Origin of the sequence: Synechococcus sp. CS-1326, assembly GCF_025128115.1 — a bacterium.
In the GTDB taxonomy this organism is placed as follows: domain Bacteria; phylum Cyanobacteriota; class Cyanobacteriia; order PCC-6307; family Cyanobiaceae; genus Regnicoccus.
On sequence record NZ_JAHLYV010000009.1, the window covers coordinates 108784 to 125114 of the forward strand.

At 64.8% G+C, this 16331-nt stretch carries 20 protein-coding genes and 1 tRNA gene; 11 read left to right on the plus strand and 10 right to left on the minus strand.

Translation table 11 applies throughout. The features are described from left to right. The first annotated feature begins 30 nt into the window (after window positions 1-30). Both KQ307_RS02275 and KQ307_RS02280 read left to right on the plus strand, forming a co-directional pair. Complete coding sequence (locus KQ307_RS02275) at window positions 31-753, plus strand: cytochrome c biogenesis CcdA family protein (protein WP_259702047.1); 723 nt, start codon at window positions 31-33, stop codon at window positions 751-753. Beyond that, complete coding sequence (locus KQ307_RS02280) at window positions 744-2060, plus strand: cytochrome c biogenesis protein ResB (RefSeq protein WP_259726790.1); 1317 nt, start codon at window positions 744-746, stop codon at window positions 2058-2060. The genes KQ307_RS02275 and KQ307_RS02280 overlap by 10 nt, the downstream gene beginning before the upstream one ends. Here KQ307_RS02280 and queF read toward each other — a convergent pair. Further along, the gene (queF, locus tag KQ307_RS02285) at window positions 2048-2437 is read right to left on the minus strand and encodes a preQ(1) synthase (RefSeq protein WP_259702188.1); all 390 of its coding nucleotides are present in this window, start codon (window positions 2435-2437) and stop codon (window positions 2048-2050) included. The two genes, KQ307_RS02280 and queF, sit on opposite strands and share 13 nt — an antisense overlap. Before the next feature lie 276 nt (window positions 2438-2713). On the opposite strand from queF, the gene KQ307_RS02290 reads away from it, so the two are divergent. The 3 genes from KQ307_RS02290 (at window position 2714) to KQ307_RS02300 (ending at window position 3642) form a co-directional block, all read left to right on the plus strand. Further along, a complete protein-coding gene (locus tag KQ307_RS02290; protein ID WP_259726791.1) occupies window positions 2714-2938 on the plus strand; it encodes a DUF4278 domain-containing protein in 225 nt (74 codons plus the stop codon). A gap of 86 nt (window positions 2939-3024) precedes the next feature. Further along, window positions 3025-3261, plus strand: coding sequence for a hypothetical protein (locus tag KQ307_RS02295; protein WP_259726792.1), 237 nt, complete (start codon window positions 3025-3027; stop codon window positions 3259-3261). A gap of 42 nt (window positions 3262-3303) precedes the next feature. Then, window positions 3304-3642, plus strand: coding sequence for a P-II family nitrogen regulator (locus KQ307_RS02300; protein WP_259726793.1), 339 nt, complete (start codon window positions 3304-3306; stop codon window positions 3640-3642). 35 nt (window positions 3643-3677) lie between these two features. Here KQ307_RS02300 and KQ307_RS02305 read toward each other — a convergent pair whose 3' ends face one another. Continuing rightward, window positions 3678-4502, minus strand: a complete 825-nt coding sequence (locus KQ307_RS02305) for a TlyA family RNA methyltransferase (protein ID WP_259726794.1) — start codon at window positions 4500-4502, stop codon at window positions 3678-3680. Window positions 4503-4629: 127 nt separating this feature from the next. Between KQ307_RS02305 and purB the strand changes: the two genes are divergently transcribed. Then, window positions 4630-5925, plus strand: coding sequence for an adenylosuccinate lyase (gene purB, locus KQ307_RS02310; protein WP_259726795.1), 1296 nt, complete (start codon window positions 4630-4632; stop codon window positions 5923-5925). On the opposite strand, the gene KQ307_RS02315 is transcribed toward purB, so the two are convergent. The 3 genes from KQ307_RS02315 to KQ307_RS02325 form a co-directional block, all read right to left on the minus strand. Then, window positions 5926-6156 (minus strand): hypothetical protein, encoded by a 231-nt coding sequence (locus KQ307_RS02315; protein ID WP_259726796.1) that lies wholly within the window; start codon window positions 6154-6156, stop codon window positions 5926-5928. Between the two features lie 46 nt (window positions 6157-6202). Then, a complete protein-coding gene (locus KQ307_RS02320) occupies window positions 6203-6958 on the minus strand; it encodes a hypothetical protein (RefSeq protein ID WP_259726797.1) in 756 nt (251 codons plus the stop codon). A gap of 101 nt (window positions 6959-7059) precedes the next feature. Further along, window positions 7060-7938, minus strand: a complete 879-nt coding sequence (locus KQ307_RS02325; RefSeq protein WP_259726798.1) for a hypothetical protein — start codon at window positions 7936-7938, stop codon at window positions 7060-7062. A gap of 891 nt (window positions 7939-8829) precedes the next feature. Here KQ307_RS02325 and KQ307_RS02330 point away from each other — a divergent pair. The 4 genes from KQ307_RS02330 (at window position 8830) to KQ307_RS02345 (ending at window position 11405) form a co-directional block, all read left to right on the plus strand. Next, entirely contained in the window at window positions 8830-8994 is a 165-nt protein-coding gene (locus KQ307_RS02330) for a hypothetical protein (protein WP_259726799.1), read from the plus strand. A 280-nt stretch (window positions 8995-9274) separates the two neighbouring features. After that, a complete protein-coding gene (locus tag KQ307_RS02335) occupies window positions 9275-10234 on the plus strand; it encodes an orange carotenoid-binding protein (protein ID WP_259702037.1) in 960 nt (319 codons plus the stop codon). A gap of 20 nt (window positions 10235-10254) precedes the next feature. Next, window positions 10255-11061 carry a fatty acid desaturase gene (locus tag KQ307_RS02340; RefSeq protein WP_259726800.1) on the plus strand — a complete coding sequence of 269 codons (807 nt, stop codon included), beginning with the start codon at window positions 10255-10257 and terminating at the stop codon, window positions 11059-11061. A 17-nt stretch (window positions 11062-11078) separates the two neighbouring features. Continuing rightward, window positions 11079-11405 carry a hypothetical protein gene (locus KQ307_RS02345; RefSeq protein WP_259702035.1) on the plus strand — a complete coding sequence of 109 codons (327 nt, stop codon included), beginning with the start codon at window positions 11079-11081 and terminating at the stop codon, window positions 11403-11405. On the opposite strand, the gene KQ307_RS02350 is transcribed toward KQ307_RS02345, so the two are convergent. Beyond that, window positions 11377-11712, minus strand: coding sequence for a YciI family protein (locus KQ307_RS02350; protein WP_259702034.1), 336 nt, complete (start codon window positions 11710-11712; stop codon window positions 11377-11379). The genes KQ307_RS02345 and KQ307_RS02350 overlap by 29 nt on opposite strands. A 53-nt stretch (window positions 11713-11765) precedes the next feature. Between KQ307_RS02350 and KQ307_RS02355 the strand changes: the two genes are divergently transcribed. Further along, the gene (locus KQ307_RS02355) at window positions 11766-12878 is read left to right on the plus strand and encodes a CARDB domain-containing protein (protein WP_259702033.1); all 1113 of its coding nucleotides are present in this window, start codon (window positions 11766-11768) and stop codon (window positions 12876-12878) included. A 42-nt stretch (window positions 12879-12920) separates the two neighbouring features. Here the strand turns inward: KQ307_RS02355 and KQ307_RS02360 are convergent. The 4 genes from KQ307_RS02360 to glyQ all read right to left on the minus strand — a co-directional run bounded on the left by KQ307_RS02360 (window position 12921) and on the right by glyQ (window position 16323). Continuing rightward, a tRNA-Ser gene (locus tag KQ307_RS02360) sits at window positions 12921-13005 on the minus strand. A gap of 55 nt (window positions 13006-13060) precedes the next feature. Continuing rightward, window positions 13061-15154, minus strand: a complete 2094-nt coding sequence (locus tag KQ307_RS02365; RefSeq protein ID WP_259726801.1) for a ComEC/Rec2 family competence protein — start codon at window positions 15152-15154, stop codon at window positions 13061-13063. Between the two features lie 93 nt (window positions 15155-15247). After that, entirely contained in the window at window positions 15248-15430 is a 183-nt protein-coding gene (locus KQ307_RS02370; protein ID WP_259726802.1) for a hypothetical protein, read from the minus strand. Beyond that, the gene (glyQ, locus tag KQ307_RS02375; protein WP_259702030.1) at window positions 15427-16323 is read right to left on the minus strand and encodes a glycine--tRNA ligase subunit alpha; all 897 of its coding nucleotides are present in this window, start codon (window positions 16321-16323) and stop codon (window positions 15427-15429) included. Before glyQ ends, KQ307_RS02370 begins: the two co-directional genes overlap by 4 nt. Window positions 16324-16331: the final 8 nt, after the last annotated feature.

The following is a 16331-nucleotide window of genomic DNA, read 5'->3' on the forward strand; positions in this document are numbered from 1 at the left end:
CGTTGTGCCTCCCGGTTTCCGAAGACACGGATGACGAGCCCTGGGCTGTTCATTGCCGATCTGGCCCGCTGGGGGGAAGACCTCACGGCCAGTTCCCTCAACGCCCCGGGCCCCCTCACCCTGGCGATCATCTTCGGGGCAGGGCTGCTGACCAGCCTGGGACCCTGCTCCCTGTCGCTGCTGCCGATCACAGTGGCCTACATGGCGGGTTTTCCCGGCCAGAAAAGCCGTCCCTGGCAACGCAGCCTCAGTTTTGCCGGTGGGATCGTGCTGGCGCTCGTGGTGCTGGGTGGGGCCAGCGCCCTGCTGGGCAGGCTCTACGGCCAGATCCCCGGCGTGATCCCCACCCTGGTGGCTGTGCTTTCGGTGGTGATGGGACTCAACCTGCTTGGGCTGCTGCGCTTTCCCCTGCCGAGTGGGCCCGATCCGGAGCTTTGGCGCCGCCGCATGCCCGCTCCCCTGGCCCCGCTGGCAGCCGGCGCGGCTTTCGGGCTGGCGGCCAGTCCCTGCACAACGCCGGTGCTGGCGGTGTTGCTGGGCTCGATCGCACAGCATGGACAACCGCTGATGGCGATGGTGTTGCTCACCTGCTTCGGAGCCGGCCAGGTGGTGCCGCTGCTGCTGGCCGGAACGGCAGCGGCCTCAATGCAACGCCTGCTGGCCTTCAGGGCCCTGAGCCGCTGGATACCCCCGGTCAGCGGCGTGGTGCTGCTGGCCAGCGGATCCCTCACGCTCCTGGCTCGATGGCCCTGAGACTGCTCGCCTGGATTTCCGATCTTCGCCTGGCGATCGGCTTGCTGTTGATGATCGCCGTGGGCAGCAGCATCGGCACCCTGATTCCCCAGCAGGAGGCCGTCGATCGCTATCACCAGCTTTACGACAATCACCCCTGGCTGGGCCTGCTCGATGGGGGCTGGATCCTGCGTCTGGAGCTGGATCATGTCTACGCAAGCAACTGGTTCCTGGCCCTGCTGGCCTGGCTGGGCCTGTCGCTGGTGTTGTGCAGCTGGCGGCGCCAGTGGCCCGCTCTGAAGGCGGCGCTGCGCTGGATCGATTACCGCACACCACGCCAGCTCAGCAAACTGAGCCTGGCGGAGACCATCTCAAGTCCTGATCCAGGCTCAGACCTGAGCAGCCTTGAGCAACTGCTCACGGCCCAGGGCTGGCAGCTGCAGCGGGGCCAGGACCGGCTGGCGGCCAGGCGTGGCCTGGCTGGCCGCGTCGGCCCCCTGCTTGTTCATGCCGGCATGGTGGTGTTGATGGTGGGCTCTGCCTGGGGCGCGCTGGGTGGCCAGCGCCTCGAACGGTTTCTCGCCCCCGGGCGAGAGCTGAGCCTGCTGGATTCAAGGGGCGTCAGCCAGCTCAACCTGGCCGTGGAGAGTTTCCGGATCGAGCGGGATCCGGCCGGCCGGCCGGAACAGTTCCGCTCCAGCCTGCTGCTCAGGAACGGCGATCAAGAACCTCTGCAAACCGCTGAGGTGAGTGTCAACCACCCCCTGCGCTTCCGGGGGATGACGGTGTATCAGGCGGACTGGGCCTTGGCGGCGATCACCGTTCAGATCGGCCGCAGCCCCCTCCTGGAACTGCCGCTGCGGAGTCTGCCGGAACTCGGTGAACAGATCTGGGGCCTGGCGCTGCCGACCCGGCCCGATGGCAGCGAACCCGTGCTGCTCACTCTGGGGAACGAACAGGGTCCGGTCGAGATCTTTGCCGCCGATGCCCAGCGGATCGGTCAGATCGTGCCCGGCGGCGAGCCCATCGAGATCGGGGGCCTGCCGCTGCGGGTGGTGAGTGTGCTGCCGGCCAGTGGCCTGCTGCTGAAGCGGGATCCCGGCGTACCACTTGTCTACGCCGGCTTCGCCATTGCCCTGGTCGGCGGTGGCCTCAGCCTGATCGCCACCCGCCAGCTCTGGGCGATCGCTGAACCTGAGCGGGGCCGGCTTCACCTGGCGGGCCTCTGCAACCGCAACCTCACCGCCCTGGCCCAGGAACTTCCCGAGCTCCTGGCCACAGTGGAGCGGAGCCGCAGCCTGGCCAGCCAGCTGGCTCAGCAGGCCTGACGGTTCCCCTGGCTCACCCTGATCACGGTGTGGACATTGCCGCGGGGATTGAAATCAGCTTCCAGCTGCATCCAGACCGGCTCGCAGGCCGCGGCGAGGTCGTCGAGGATGCGATTGGCCACTTCCTCATGGGAAATGCTGCGATCCCGCCAGCTGTTCACGTAGAGCTTGAGCGCCTTGAGCTCCAGGACCCGCGGGCCAGGCTGATAGATCAGGCGCAGCACCGCGAAATCGGGATAGCCCGAGAAGGGGCATTTGCAGGTGAACTCAGGCAGCTCGATCGCCACCTCGTAGGCGCGACCGATCCTGGGGTTGTCGAAGCAGATCAACTGGGCATCGGCAATCAGCCGTTCGCCATAGGAGGGGGTCTGGGTGATGGTCATCAGGGCTGGGTGCTCAATGGGCGTGGTCGACCTTGCCGATGCTATGAACCCAACAGATTGTGACGGATCCCGCGGCAATCGGGCAGTTCGTTCGCCATGAACATCATTAGTGCGCTAACAATGCATAAAGGACAAAACGTTGGGCATGCCCTGGGCCAAACCCGGTGCGCCTGTTGGAAGTAGCCCCACCGCGAGGCGAAGCAACGCTCCTTTGCATGAAGCGGTATCAGCTCCAAGACCTGCGATCCCTTCCCATCGAGCCTCTCAACCATGACCCCAGCCTCTCTCGTCTATCGGGGTGTTCGCCACGACGGTGACCAACCGGCGCCAACGTCCGACCACGATCCGGTTCAGCACATCTACCGGGGCATCACGTTCCAAGAGCCCCTCCAACACGAACCTGGTGTGGTGAACGAATCCATCGTTCTCCAATACCGTGGCAACCCCTACCACCAGCGCCAGCAGGCGGCGGCCCGCCAGGTTCGGGATCGCTGATCGCCGACCAGGCGAACCGGCTGTAGCAACAATGACATCGGAGCCCTGCGCACTCAGGCCTAATGGCTGGGTCGCAGGGCTTGTTCTTGGATCTCGCACTGGTCGCCACAACCGGGGGCTACCGCCTGCTGGCCCTGACGGCCAACGGCATGCTGTGGCTGCAAACCCACTTCGACGACAAGCACTGGGCCCAGCTGGCCTCCGGCCATGTCAGCGTGGAAGAGGCCTCAGCCGCCCTGATCCGTCAGGACGCCCAGGCCGCTGGCCTCGGTGTCAGCCGTCTCGGAATCCACGGCCAGATCGATGGCGTTCCCATCCGGTGAAGACCCTGATCTCCCCGCACACCGCATCTCCTCACCACCTCCATGAAAAAAGTCGAAGCCATCATCCGTCCCTTCAAGCTTGAAGATGTCAAGGTGGCCCTGGTAAAAGCCGGAATCATCGGCATGACCGTGAGTGAGGTGCGAGGCTTCGGCAGGCAGAAGGGCCAGGTTGAGCGTTACAGGGGTTCCGAGTTCACCGTTGAATTCCTCCAGAAGCTCAAGCTGGATGTGGTCGTCGACGATGACCGGGTCGAAACCGTTGTCAACGCGATTCAGGACGCCGCCCGCACAGGAGAGATCGGGGATGGAAAGATTTTCATCAGCCCGATCGAAACCGTGATCCGCATCCGCACCGGCGATCTCGACAGCACGGCCATCTAGGACGGCCATCTCGGTCTGCTCGATCCTGGTGTTGCTCAACCCAAGCCCAGGGTGTGGGCCACCAGCTGCTCGATTCCGGCTCGATCCAGGCGAGCCGGCTGATCCGGCCGGGCCTCGATCAGCCAGAGCAGGTATTCGTGGTTCCCGGCCGGACCGGTGATCGGTGAAGCCACCAGGCCAGCGGCAGGCCAGGCCAGCTTTGAGCAGGCAGCGATCACCGCTTCGATCGCATCGGCATGGGCGCGGGGGTCCCGCACCACCCCACCTTTGCCCACCCGCTCTCTGCCCACCTCGAACTGGGGCTTGATCAGCACCACCGCCTCGGCTGGGCCAGCAGGGTGAAGCAGCCGCCGCAGCGCCGGCAGCACCAGCGGCAGGCCAATGAACGACAGATCGGCCACGGCCAGATCCGGCCAGGGATCATCGGGTCCATAGAGCTGTTCCGCGTGGAGATGCCGGAGGTTGGTGCGCTCCTTGAGCACCACCCTTGGATCGGTGCGCAGGCTCCAGGCGGTCTGGCCATACCCCACATCGATGCCATACACCCGGCCGGCACCGCGCTGGAGCAGGCAGTCGGTGAAGCCACCGGTGGAAATGCCGCCATCAAGGCAGACCCTGCCGGTGGGATCGATCGGGAACGCCTCCAGGGCCGCCAGCAACTTCTCACCGCCCCTGGAAACAAAACGAGCTCCCTGCTCCACCTCGGGGATCAGCTCCAGGCTCACCTCAAGGCCCGGCTTGTCGAGGATCTGCCCGTGGCTGCGGACCCGGCCGGCCCTGATCAGCTGCTGGGCCTGACCGCGGCTGGCCGCCAGACCCAGGCTCACCAGGTGAAGGTCGAGGCGTTGCTTACGGGCCATGGGCGCTCGGATCGGGCCAGCCGTGGACATCCTGAGGCCATCGAACCACGGCAGCGGCGCAGGATCCAGGCGGAGTGGCGTTGTGGTGGAGCCATAGATTGACCCGATCCACGCGCGGCGCCGGCCCTTGATCGAGCGTTACACCCTCCCCGAAATGGGCGAGATCTGGAGCGAGCAGGCCAAGTTCCAGACCTGGCTGGAGGTGGAGCTGGCCGTTTGCGAGGCTCGCTGCCAACTGGGCCGGGTGCCGGTGGAAGCGATGGCCGAAATCCGGGCCAGGGCCAGCTTCGAGCTGGAGCGCATTGAGGCGATCGAGGCGGAGGTCCGCCACGACGTGATCGCCTTTCTCACCAATGTCAACGAGCATGTCGGCGATGCCGGTCGCCACATCCATGTGGGCATGACCAGCTCGGATGTGCTCGACACAGGCCTGGCCCTGCAGCTCAGGGCCTCGGTTGTGGTGCTGCGCACCGAACTCGATGCCCTCGCCCAGGCGCTGCGGCAGCTGGCCCGTGCCCACAAGGACACGGTGATGATCGGTCGCTCCCACGCCATCCATGGCGAGCCGATCACCTTCGGCTTCAAGGTGGCCGGCTGGCTGGCCGAAACCCTGCGCAACCAGGAGCGGCTGGAACGACTCGAAACTGCGGTGGCCGTCGGCCAGATCAGTGGCGCCATGGGCACCTACGCCAACACCGATCCCCAGGTGGAAGCCCTGACCTGTGCGCGGCTGGGCCTGGTGCCCGACACCGCCAGCACCCAGGTGATCGGCCGTGATCGGCACGCCGACTACGTGCAGACCCTCGCCCTGGTGGGCGCCTCCCTGGAGCGCTTTTCCACCGAGATCCGCAACCTGCAGCGCACGGATGTGCTGGAAGTGGAAGAGAACTTCGCCAAAGGTCAGAAGGGCAGCTCAGCCATGCCCCACAAACGCAACCCGATCCGCAGCGAGCGGATCAGCGGGCTGGCCCGGGTGTTGCGGAGCTACACCGTGGCGGCTCTGGAGAACGTGGCGCTCTGGCATGAACGGGACATCAGTCACAGCTCCGTGGAGCGGATGATGCTGCCGGACTGCTCTGCCACCCTGCAGTTCATGGTGCGCGAGATGGCGGAGGTGGTGAGAGGCCTCGGGGTCTACCCCGACAACATGCTCCGCAATCTGCACATCTATGGCGGTGTGGTGTTCAGCCAGAGGGTGCTCCTTGCCCTGGTGGAAGCGGGCATGGCGCGCGAGAAGGCCTACGCCCTCGTGCAACACCATGCCCATGCTGCCTGGAACACCGAGGGTGGCGATTTCAGGGCCAGCCTCAGGGCCGATCCGGAGGTGACCAGCCAGCTGGGCGAAGAGTTGCTGGAGGGCTGCTTCAGCAGCGACCTGCACCAGGCCCAGTTGAAGGTGATCTGGGAACGGCTGGGGATCTGATCACCAGAGGCCGCGGATCACGGGAGCGGGCTTGCGATCCGGGGTGAACGTGCAGACGGGGCCCAGGGGGCTCGCCTGAGCCACCAGGGTGGTTTGGACTGTTCTGACGGGAACGGTTGCCAAGGTCTTGGCTGGCTTCAGGCAGGCCGGCAGATCCGTGGGCTGTGCCGCCATGGCCGGATGGGCGAAGGAGAGCGCAGAGGCAGCAGCGAAAACCAGGGGTTTGAACATGGGGTGAAGCAAATCAGTGGAAAACTGGTTCAAAAGATTAGCGAAACTAGTTGGAAGACTGGTTTCGGCCACCTTCTCCGTTGAAACAACCGCCTATTGCACAGCCAATCAAGGCCGCAGCACCGATGCCAAGAATCACCGGGACAATGGGGAACGCCACCGCCGCCGCCGCTGCCGCGGGCGGAAGCCCAGGAGGCGTTACTGCGACAGGAGGGGCCAACTCAAAAAAGCAAGAGCTTGTGCCTACGGGCAACACGTAATTGCCTGTGGGCAAAAGAGCCGCAAGGGTTTGACCTGCTTGAAGTGGTTGGCGAGGTGTGATTGTGATCGTACGGCGATCAGGCGAAATCACAACTGCAGAAGAATCAAAGCGAATTTGTTCAACTTCAACACCGTTGCTAGAATCGTTGGATTTGATGCGGATAGAGATATAGTCATCGACTTCGAAGCTTGGTAGGGAATCAGCGAAAGACATGACCAAGGGGTCGCTGGCCTTGGTAAGGAGTGTCGGCGACTCGCCCGAGGCGAGTTGGGACTGGCTCAGGAGTGGAATTTGAGCAGCCTCAGGGGGCGGGCCCAGCAGCTTGGCCTGTTGCAGGCCGGGCATCGCGGTAACGCCCTCGCTAGAGATCCTGATCAGATTGACCCGAGCGTTCGGGAAAGCCCGCGCTGGCATGCCTGCGCATAACAAAGCCGACGCGGTGATCAGTGCTACGGAGAGGTAGCCTGGGCCCGTCCGCCGTAAACGATGAAGATTGCTTGCCATCAAACTATCTTGTTGGTTCTTTCCGATTCTATCCATAATTTGTCCATCGTGGGGATTGGGCTGAAATCACAGCACCATCCAGTCCGCTGGCAATTCAGAGCAGATTCGCAAAACAGTGAAAAGAATCCCATTTTTCATCAGAATGAGAGGGTCATCCTGCCGTAATAGCGGGCACCACAAGGGTTGGTTGTGCATAACCCTTCGATGTAACTGGGTGTATTACCAAGAAAATCAGTAGCATAGATCGAAACAGTGAATGGAATTTCGTCGAAAGGACGGGCTGAAATCCCCGCTCCTATCCCATAGCCAAACCATTCGGCACCCAAGGACACACGACTGCCCAAATGAAGACTCAGTGAGCCAATCGGCCCCCAAAAGCAATCTGTCCCACTTGGAAAATTATTGCTGCTGATATTTCTTCCGGATAGGCAGTCGGTCGAGCCAAGAATCCCGTTGCCCCCATAGCCAAACAGATCAGAGCCAATGCCAACTGTCGCCACGGCCACAACCGGCTCCGATCCAGAACTGAACGGAATCGCCTTGGAAACCACCAAATAGAAGTTACGCCCCAAATCGATAGTGTCATCAAACTGGATTATCTGCTCACCTCCGAAGGAAACACCCAGGGTGGGACTGAGATTCCAGGCTGCTCGAAAACCAAGGCTCTGTCCAGAAAAAGAGTCTGTTCCTTCACTACGGGAGCTCAGGCTTTGAATGTTCCAGCTAAAACCCAGGCTGGCATCTTCGCCCTTGATCGGGGTAATTTCGACGTTCAGCTCCCCATCGGCACATTTCGTGCTGCTGTCGCCACTGAAGGATTCACAAGTGCGGGTGCGATTGACTCCTTTGAAAGATGTTGATACGGTGAAACGCTTGTCCATTGCGAACCCGTTCGGAACCTGTAAAGCTGTGTCGGTATAGAGGTTGTCGTTGACCGTGATGCCACGGCTGAGGCCTCGAACTCTTGTGGCAGGGAGCGTGGTTGGAGTAGCGAGTGGCTCGCTTGTCGGCACCACGTCAGAGAATCCAGACCGTACAGGTTGATCAGCGGGAACCACAACCCATGGACTAGCTCCGGACTCAGCAGGTTCGACGCGCCATGGCAAGGCAGACGTGAGAACTGTCTCCGGTTGGGGCGAGTGAAAGGGAACTGGCTGGGCAGCAACCTCAGCAACCAGCAGTCCAGGGGCAAGCAAAAGCAATCTTGCCGCTGACAGAAATCTTGCTGTCATCTGTGTTGGAGCCAATCCCATCTGTCAAACCTCCCCCCGGAATCTTATCGGCAGGAATCGGATCTCCCCCAACCCGCTAAACCGCCTCGTCAACCGCCCGGCGCGATTCCAACAGCAATTGATCCAACTCCTGATCCAACTCCTGATCCGGCTCCTGATCCAGGCCGGAGCTGAGCAGCGCAGTGGGCAGGGGTTCGATCCGGCCAACGCCATGGGCTCCGGCTGGAGAGGTGGAAGGCTTGGGCGGCGCATCGACACTGTCCGTAGCTTGGTCTTGGCCGCACCGAGCACCATCAGCACGGCGATGGCCGCCAGGCCCACGAACCAGCCGGCCGGTCCCCCCACCAAGAAGGCCGATCCCACAAGCAGCCCCAGACCACTCAGAAAGCAGCCATCCCAACCTGAGACGCAGCCATCGGAAGGGGCAGCGCTAAACGGGGGTTGCCTGGCGTTGCGGCCTTCAGCGCTGCCGGCTTCACGCGAGCAAAGCCAGCCGGCCGATGTACTTGCTGGCCACGGGATCGCGGGGAGAAGAGGAGTCCATTCTCGCCAATGTGTTGGGGGAATCCGGTCCTGTCGGGATTCACCGGGCCGATCGAGAGCTCCCTGTTAGGGGTCTGATCAAACACCCTGACGGCAGCTGCCACCTGGGGCGAACCCAGGCAAGCCGCAAGCATGGTAAAGCCTGTCCGCATCGGCGGCGGCATCCACGGCCCTGCCGAGAACGATGGTTATCAGCTGGTCAAGCTGCTGCCTGGTGTCACGGGAGTGAAGGTGAGTTCTGCCCGGCCCATGGCTGGATCCAGGTCAGACGAGGCCACGCCCGTCCGGCCGGTCTGATGACAGTGCCGCCGGGGTGTTAAGGGAAACCGTGGCGGCTGGCAAGCTGCCAAAGCAATGGTGGTTGCAGTGGATCCGTGATGGGACAGGGCCAAACCAGGCCAGGAATCTCACGAATGGGTGAAATCAGCGGTGCAACCCAGGAAGGGACCCATCCTGGCGCTGCCGTTGGTTAAGGGATGCCAAGGGATGCCACCGGAATGAGCTGGAGGCCCAGGCTGTTCGGGGCTGACTCCGTTACGATCGACACACGCTCAATGCTCTCCCCGGGGTCCCAGCCATGCCGATCACGATCGAAGAAGCCCGCGGCATTTTTCCCTCCACCCTGGCAGCCGACGTCGTCCCGGCCACGATCGCCAGGTTCGATCAGCTCAGTGCGGAAGATCAGCTGGCACTGATCTGGTATGCGTACCTGGAGATGGGCAAAACGATCACGATCGCGGCTCCCGGCGCCGCCCGCATGCAGTTCGCTGAACCCACGCTGAACCAGATCCGCCAGATGAGTTTCGCGGATCAGTCCCAGGTGATGTGCGATCTGGCCAACCGGGTCGATACTCCGGTTTCACGCACTTACACGGTCTGGTCCCCCAACATCAAGCTGGGTTTCTGGTACAAGCTCGGCGAATGGATGGAGGAGGGAATCGTTGCCCCGATCCCTCAGGGTTATCAGCTCTCCGCCAATGCGGCGGCGATTCTCGATGCCATCAAGCGCCTGGAGGGTGGCCAGCAGATCACGGTGCTGCGCAACGCTGTGGTGGACATGGGATTCGATGCCAACAAGATCGAGGGCAACAAGCGCGTGGCCGAACCGGTGGTGCCACCAACGGACATTGCCCAGCGCAGCGAGGTATCGATCAACAATGTGAGCAACACCACGGTGCTGTCTTATATGAACCTGCTCAATGCCAACGACTTTGATGCGCTCATCGAGCTGTTTCTGCCGGATGGGGGCCTGCAGCCTCCCTTCCAGCGGCCGATCATCGGCAAGGAGGCGGTTCTGCGGTTCTTCAAGGAAGATTGCCAGAATCTCAAACTGATTCCCGAGCAGGGCGTCACCGAGCCTGCGGACGATGGCTTCACCCAGATCAAGGTGACAGGAAAAGTGCAAACCCCCTGGTTCGGTGCCGGCGTCGGCATGAACGTGGCCTGGCGCTTTCTGCTCAATCCCCAGAACAAGATCTTCTTTGTGGCGATCGATCTGCTCGCCTCTCCCAAGGAACTGGTCAACTTCATCCGCTGATCAGACCGGGGGGTGCTGTCATGGTCGGGCCTGGGTGCAGCCTGGCCCTGCTGATCATCGGGTTGTGGTTATCCAGCCTTGTGCCACTCGGCTGGTTTGATCCCTTCACCATTTTTGGGCAACGTTCGCTTCAGACCTGGATTGCAGTGGCAGCGATCATCCTGGTCCGCACCTTTCTGCAGACTGGCTTGTTCATCGTGGCCCACGACGCCATGCATGGCAGCCTGGTTCCACGGCGTCCAGGTCTGAACACCCTTCTGGGCCAGATTTGCCTGGGGCTCTATGCCGCCATCCCCTATCGCCTCTGCCACTCCAATCACCTTCGCCATCACCGCAATCCAGGGGGTGGCGACGATCCGGATTTTCATGATGGCCGGCATAACCACCCACTGAGCTGGTACATCACATTCATGGGTGGCTACTTGTCCACCGCTCAGATTGGCTGGCTGCTGGCGATCTGGGCCTGCGCCCTTGCCGGCCTCACCTTCACCAGCAGCCATCCAGTTGCCGTGCTGGTGCTGTTCTGGGTGCTACCCCTGATCCTGAGCTCGATGCAGCTTTTTCTGTTTGGAACCTATCTGCCACACCGGGCTCAATCCGCCTCGCCGGGCAGCTGCCATCAGGTAGGCAGCAGCTCGCTTCCGCCAGCGATCTCCCTGCTTGCCTGTTATCACTTCGACTACCACTGGGAACACCATCATCACCCTGATTCGCCCTGGTACACGCTTCCTTCCCTGCGAAGATCACGGCTCAAGAAAGAGCTCGTGGAGCGCCATCCCTGCGCTCGCGTTCAACCTCAGCTGGGTGTTAGGGTCCAAAGACACTGAAAACTGTTGACAGGACCGTGGAAGCAGGCCAGAAGGGCTGGAGCTCAGAGGAGCGTCACATTGCCAAGCAAGCCGTTGACCTCGCCTATGAGCGGGAAGTGGCCTCGTTGATCACCGATCTGCACAGCCGAGTGAGTTCAGTCCATTGCTCGGGTGATGTCTGGAGCCTGCACGATTACCTGAGCGCCAAGCGGCACGAGATGGATGGAAAGTTCGATCTCCGCGATTCCTCGCTGGTTTTCGTTTTTGCCACCCTGGTGAAAGATGGTCTGCTGTCGGTGCATGAACTCGACGGGCTTGACCAGGAAAAGCTCGTCAAAATTTCGGCTCTGGCCCGCATGTGAGCGGCGATTCACGCCGCAGCGCTCCAGCCACCACCTGCCATTCATGCAGCACCCAGCTGACGCAGCCGGCCTGGATCAGCGGGTCGCCAGCCAGGATCGCTTCGGCCTCGGCCCGATCCCGGGCCTCAAACAGCAGCATGCCGCCGGCTCCGGCGCCATTGAGCCCCTTGCATTCACGCCAGTAGCCGGTGCTGGGCTGGTGACCCAGCCGCTCCAGCTGGCCGATCCAGGCCAGATGGGCATGAAGATGGGCATCGAAACCGGCCCGGTCGACAACCCCTTGCTCCAGTTTCACGAACCACGGCATGGCATCCGATCTCGCCCGGCTCCCATCTTGATCCGGCACGACGCCGCATCCCGATGCTGAACTTCTCGATCGCCAACACCGTGACGGATCTGATCCAGGGCGATGTGCGCGAGCATCTGCCCCTGGCCAGCATTCCCCTCGAAGGCGATGTGCTGGGGCTCGGAACCACCACCAGCCTCGACAATGGCGAGCTGACCTTCCTCCACGACGGGAGCGAGCCCCGCACCCGCCTCTACAAGTGCGCGGCCGGGGACGGCAGCATCCGCCAGTTGCACCCGGGAGATGGCAGTGCCCATTTCCCCTACGTCTGCTTCAGTGGCGATGCCACGGCCCTGCGCCATCCGGTGGACCCCGCCTGCCTGGCAGCCAGCGAAGGACTGCCGCTGCAGCAGCGCATCGGAGCGGCGATCTCCTCCCTGAGCGAGCAGGGGCAGCTGGCCGAGGCACCGATCTACGGCCTGCGGCTGGGGCTGGAGTGGCACAGCCTGGTGATCACCGTGGCCTCCAAGCTCTGCATGGGACAGAAGCGGCGGAACCAGGCGCCGGAAGATCCGGGGGCGGCCGCCCAGGGGCTCTATGGCAGCCTCCAGCACTACCGCCTGGCTGCCGACGACCCCGGCGACGCCAATGATCCGATCCGCTTCCTGGGCCGCAGCCTCCACTGGGACTGCTGCGGCTTCTGGGACACGCAGCCGGAATCAGGGCGGGTGACCGTGCCGGTGGCCACAGCCCCGCTGCATCTGCATGGCTGCAGCCGCGATCTGCGCCATGGCGGCCACCTGCACCATGAACATCCGGGCAGCCGGTTGCGGCGGCTGGAGTGGCTGGCGATCTACCCACTCCAGCAGATCCGCATGCTGGGCTCCGACCTCGCCGTGGAGCAGCTCGGCTACAGCGATGGCCGGTTGGGTTTCCAGGTCAGCAATCGCGGCGAGCTGGATGTGAGCGATCTGGGGGTGGCGGTGGTGATCGACGATCGCTACTCCAGCCACCACTATCTGAGGCTTCCCTGGCTGGCAGCCGGCGAAACCCAGCCATTCAGCCTGCCCCTGCCGCTGCCGCCCGGACCCCATCAGCTGCTGGTGATGGCCGACCCCGAGCGCCATGTGCTGGAGCCCCTGGAATCGCAGGCGAACAATGCCGCCAGGCTCACGATCGAGCTCTGAGCCAGCCGGAAGCTAGCCGCAGCAGAGCAAAAAGCCTCAAAACGGAGAGGGTGGGATTCGAACCCACGGAAGGTTTCCCTTCAAACGATTTCGAGTCGTTCGCTTTCGACCACTCAGCCACCTCTCCAGCTTCGTCCGGCGCCACCGGAGTGGCGCGCACGAAGTGGAACTTTACGGAGCCGTCAGCCGGCCGGGCTCTGCAGCGATCCACTGCCGCCGCTGGCTTGCCAGCCCTTGGGTGCGGCCAGCCAGGCGCCACTCACCCAGATCCGCCGGGGAGCGGCCGCCGCCACAGCCTGCTGCTCGTGGCGACGGGGCCGGAAGCCCAGCCAGGTACCACTCCAGGCACCGCTGGGCAGAACCGTTTCCCCGGCGGCACCGGCCCGCTGCCAGGCCGTCATCGACTGCCGATCCGGCAGCAGCAGCCAGCGGTTTCCCCCCAGCGCCAGGCCATAGGCGCGGCTGTCAGCACTCAGGGGGGAGAGGGCCAGGCCAGGGCTCTCCAGGCGCTGACCTGGAGCCAGCGGCGTGCTGCCATCCGTGGCAGCCAGCACCAGCGACGCCTGGGCGCGCCAGCAGGCGGGTTCCGCCGCCGCCACCGGATCGAGCAGGGCAATCCAGTCGAAGCGGGCCAGGCCCAGTCCGGTGGCGAGCCTCGCGGCACTGGCACAGCTGAGCGCATCGGCGCGGCTGCTGACCAGGGCGCCGCGACCCTGGTGGCGGGCCAGCAGCAGATCACCGCCCCACTGGTGGATCAGCAGCAGCTGGTCGCCCCCCAGCAGGGCCAGGTGCAGGGCAAGGGTGAGCCCGACCCCGGCCGCCCCCAGACGCCGCCAGCGCAGGCTGGCCACCAGCCAGGGCAGCAGGGACAGAGCGAACAGCAGCACCAGCCAGGACTGGGGCCGCCCGATCTGCCACTGGGCCATCGGCAGGGCCGCAAAACCCCGCACCACCAGCAGCAGCAGCCCGGTGAGCAGCCCCAGCGGCCAGGCCAGCAGGGGCAGCAGCAGCGGCAGGGTCACGGCCGCCAGGGCCATCGCCATCGCCCCGAGGGTGAGCGGGGTGAGCAGGGGCGCCACCACCAGGTTGGCCGGCACCGCATAGAGCGGCACCACCCCGAAATGGAGCAGCTGCAGCGGCAGGGTCCAGAGCGAGGCCGCCAGCGGCACGGCCAGGCCCGCCCCGATCCAGCGGGCCCCCAGCCAGGCCGGCAGGCGCCGCACCAGGGCGCCCTCCAGATCCGTGGCGGTGAGGATCAGGCCGGCGGTGGCCGCCACCGAGAGCTGAAACCCCACATCCAGCAACCAGCTGGGGCGCACCAGCAGCATCAGCAGCACGCTGAGCAGCAACACCCCCAGGGGCCTGCTGCGGCCGCCGCTCTCAAGCACTGCGAAGGCCACTCCCCCCATCAGCACCGCCCGCACCACCGAGGGCTGGGGCCCAGCCAGCAGCAGAAACAGCAACATGGCGCCGACCGCCAGGGCCGCCCGGGGGGGCCGGCTCAGGTGACGCCCCAGGGCCATCACCGCCCCCAGCAGCACGGTGAGGTGGAAGCCGGAGGCGGCCAGCGCATGGGACAGTCCGGCCACCCGGAAGGCGTCGCGGACATCGCCGGGCACCGGCACCACGGCGCTGCCGAGCACCAGGGCGGCCAGCACCCCGCCCCGCTCCGGCCCGCAGGACCGCAGCAGGGCAGCCGCCATCCGCCGCCTGAGCCCGGCGATCGGCGTGGCCGGGCGCTCCAGCAGCTCGGCTTCGCCTTCCACCTGCAACTGGCTCCAGATCCCCTGGCGGGCCAGCCGCTCGGCCGGACCGCTCAGGAGCGGATGGGGGCCGGTGGCAGGTCGGCGCAGCTCACCGGCCACCGCCACTGTCCAGCCCTGCTGCAGCGCCGGACAGTGGCGGAAGAGAAGCTCGGTGCGGCCGCCGGCCTGCTCCAGCACGGCGCGGCAACCGCCCTGCTCCCCACGGGGCTGGGGATCACCGCCGAGCCGGCCCCGCAGCTGCACCGGCAGCCGAGCCAGGGGCGCGGCCGGCAGCAGCTGCACCGGATCAGCGGGGCCGGGCACCGGCTGCTGCGCCAGGCCCCAGAGCAGCAGGGCCGGCGCCAGCAGCAACAACAGCAGCCGCGGCCCCGGCGCCAGGCCATGCCGGCCCGCCTGCCACCAGGCGAGAGCGCTCAGCAGCACCAGACCAACAGCGCGGAGCGGCGCATCGAGGCCCAGCACCCCGAGGCTCAGCCCCAGCAGCGCCAGGGCCACCGTGAGCAAGGGCATGGAAAGACATGGCCGCGACAGCACTGACATCGAGCTCCGGCTCGGGACCGCACCCCTGAGGGTTCCCCGGCCGGGCCCGCTTGAACCCGGCGCTCAGAAACTCGGCAGCTTGAGCATCAGCTCACAGAGCTGGGGGCTGGGCAGCTCCTGGCCCAGCAGGAGCGCCACCAGTGCAGCGATCGGCCGCAGCCGGCAGGGCCAGATCGCCCGTTCGGTGAGGCGGCCGGCCTGGAAGGACCCTGCCAGCAGCACCACCACCAGCAGGGTGCGCTTCAAGGGGCGGGCTGCTCACCCGCGGAGGTGGCCGCCAGCAGCGGAAAGCCCAGGGCCTCCCGTTCCTGCAGCCAGCCTTCCGCCACCTGGCGGGCCAGATGGCGGATGCGGGCGATCGTGGCGGTGCGCTCGGTGACCGAAATCACGCCGCGGGCCTCGAGCAGGTTGAAGGTGTGGCTGCACTTGAGCACGTAATCGAGGGCGGGCGCTGGCAGGCGGCGCTCCACCAGATCAGTGGCCTCGGCCTCGTAGAGCGCGAACAGCTGCTGCAGCCGCTGGGGGTTGGAGGCCTCGAAGTTGTAGGTGCACTGGGCCTTCTCGAAGGGCAGCCAGATCTCGCCGTAGGAGCGCTGCTCGTTCCAGCGCAGCTCCCAGATGCTCTCCACATCCTGGAGATACATGGCGAGGCGCTCGAGGCCATAGGTGATCTCGATCGACACCGGCCGGCAGTCGAGGCCGCCGCACTGCTGGAAATAGGTGAACTGGGTGACCTCCATGCCATCGAGCCACACCTCCCAGCCCACACCCCAGGCGCCCAGGGTGGGCGATTCCCAGTTGTCTTCCACGAAGCGGATGTCGTGATCGGCGGCGCGGATGCCGAGCGCTTCGAGCGAAGCCAGATAGGTTTCCTGGATGCCATCCGGCGACGGCTTGATCAGCACCTGGTACTGGAAATAGTGCTGGGCGCGGTTGGGGTTGTCGCCGTAGCGGCCGTCGGTGGGGCGGCGGCAGGGTTCGGGGTAGGCCACGGCCCAGGGCTCCGGGCCGATCGCCCGCAGCACCGTGTGGGGGCTCATCGTGCCGGCGCCCTTTTCGGTGTCGTAGGGCTGCAGCAACAGGCATCCCTGCGCTGCCCAGAACCGGTTCAGGGTGGAGATGATGTCCTGGAAAAGCATCGGCCGAT

What these genes read in the sequence shown, in the direction of transcription:
- KQ307_RS02275 (WP_259702047.1), top strand. Translation starts at nt 31, where the DNA reads ATGACGAGCCCTGGGCTGTTCATTGCCGATCTGGCCCGCTGGGGGGAA.
- KQ307_RS02280 (WP_259726790.1), top strand. Translation starts at nt 744, where the DNA reads ATGGCCCTGAGACTGCTCGCCTGGATTTCCGATCTTCGCCTGGCGATC.
- KQ307_RS02290 (WP_259726791.1), top strand. Translation starts at nt 2,714, where the DNA reads ATGACCCCAGCCTCTCTCGTCTATCGGGGTGTTCGCCACGACGGTGAC.
- KQ307_RS02300 (WP_259726793.1), top strand. Translation starts at nt 3,304, where the DNA reads ATGAAAAAAGTCGAAGCCATCATCCGTCCCTTCAAGCTTGAAGATGTC.
- KQ307_RS02305 (WP_259726794.1), bottom strand. Translation starts at nt 4,502, where the DNA reads ATGGCCCGTAAGCAACGCCTCGACCTTCACCTGGTGAGCCTGGGTCTG.
- KQ307_RS02315 (WP_259726796.1), bottom strand. Translation starts at nt 6,156, where the DNA reads ATGTTCAAACCCCTGGTTTTCGCTGCTGCCTCTGCGCTCTCCTTCGCC.
- KQ307_RS02320 (WP_259726797.1), bottom strand. Translation starts at nt 6,958, where the DNA reads ATGGATAGAATCGGAAAGAACCAACAAGATAGTTTGATGGCAAGCAAT.
- KQ307_RS02330 (WP_259726799.1), top strand. Translation starts at nt 8,830, where the DNA reads ATGGTAAAGCCTGTCCGCATCGGCGGCGGCATCCACGGCCCTGCCGAG.
- KQ307_RS02335 (WP_259702037.1), top strand. Translation starts at nt 9,275, where the DNA reads ATGCCGATCACGATCGAAGAAGCCCGCGGCATTTTTCCCTCCACCCTG.
- KQ307_RS02340 (WP_259726800.1), top strand. Translation starts at nt 10,255, where the DNA reads ATGGTCGGGCCTGGGTGCAGCCTGGCCCTGCTGATCATCGGGTTGTGG.
- KQ307_RS02350 (WP_259702034.1), bottom strand. Translation starts at nt 11,712, where the DNA reads ATGCCGTGGTTCGTGAAACTGGAGCAAGGGGTTGTCGACCGGGCCGGT.
- KQ307_RS02355 (WP_259702033.1), top strand. Translation starts at nt 11,766, where the DNA reads ATGCTGAACTTCTCGATCGCCAACACCGTGACGGATCTGATCCAGGGC.
- KQ307_RS02365 (WP_259726801.1), bottom strand. Translation starts at nt 15,154, where the DNA reads ATGCCCTTGCTCACGGTGGCCCTGGCGCTGCTGGGGCTGAGCCTCGGG.
- glyQ (WP_259702030.1), bottom strand. Translation starts at nt 16,323, where the DNA reads ATGCTTTTCCAGGACATCATCTCCACCCTGAACCGGTTCTGGGCAGCG.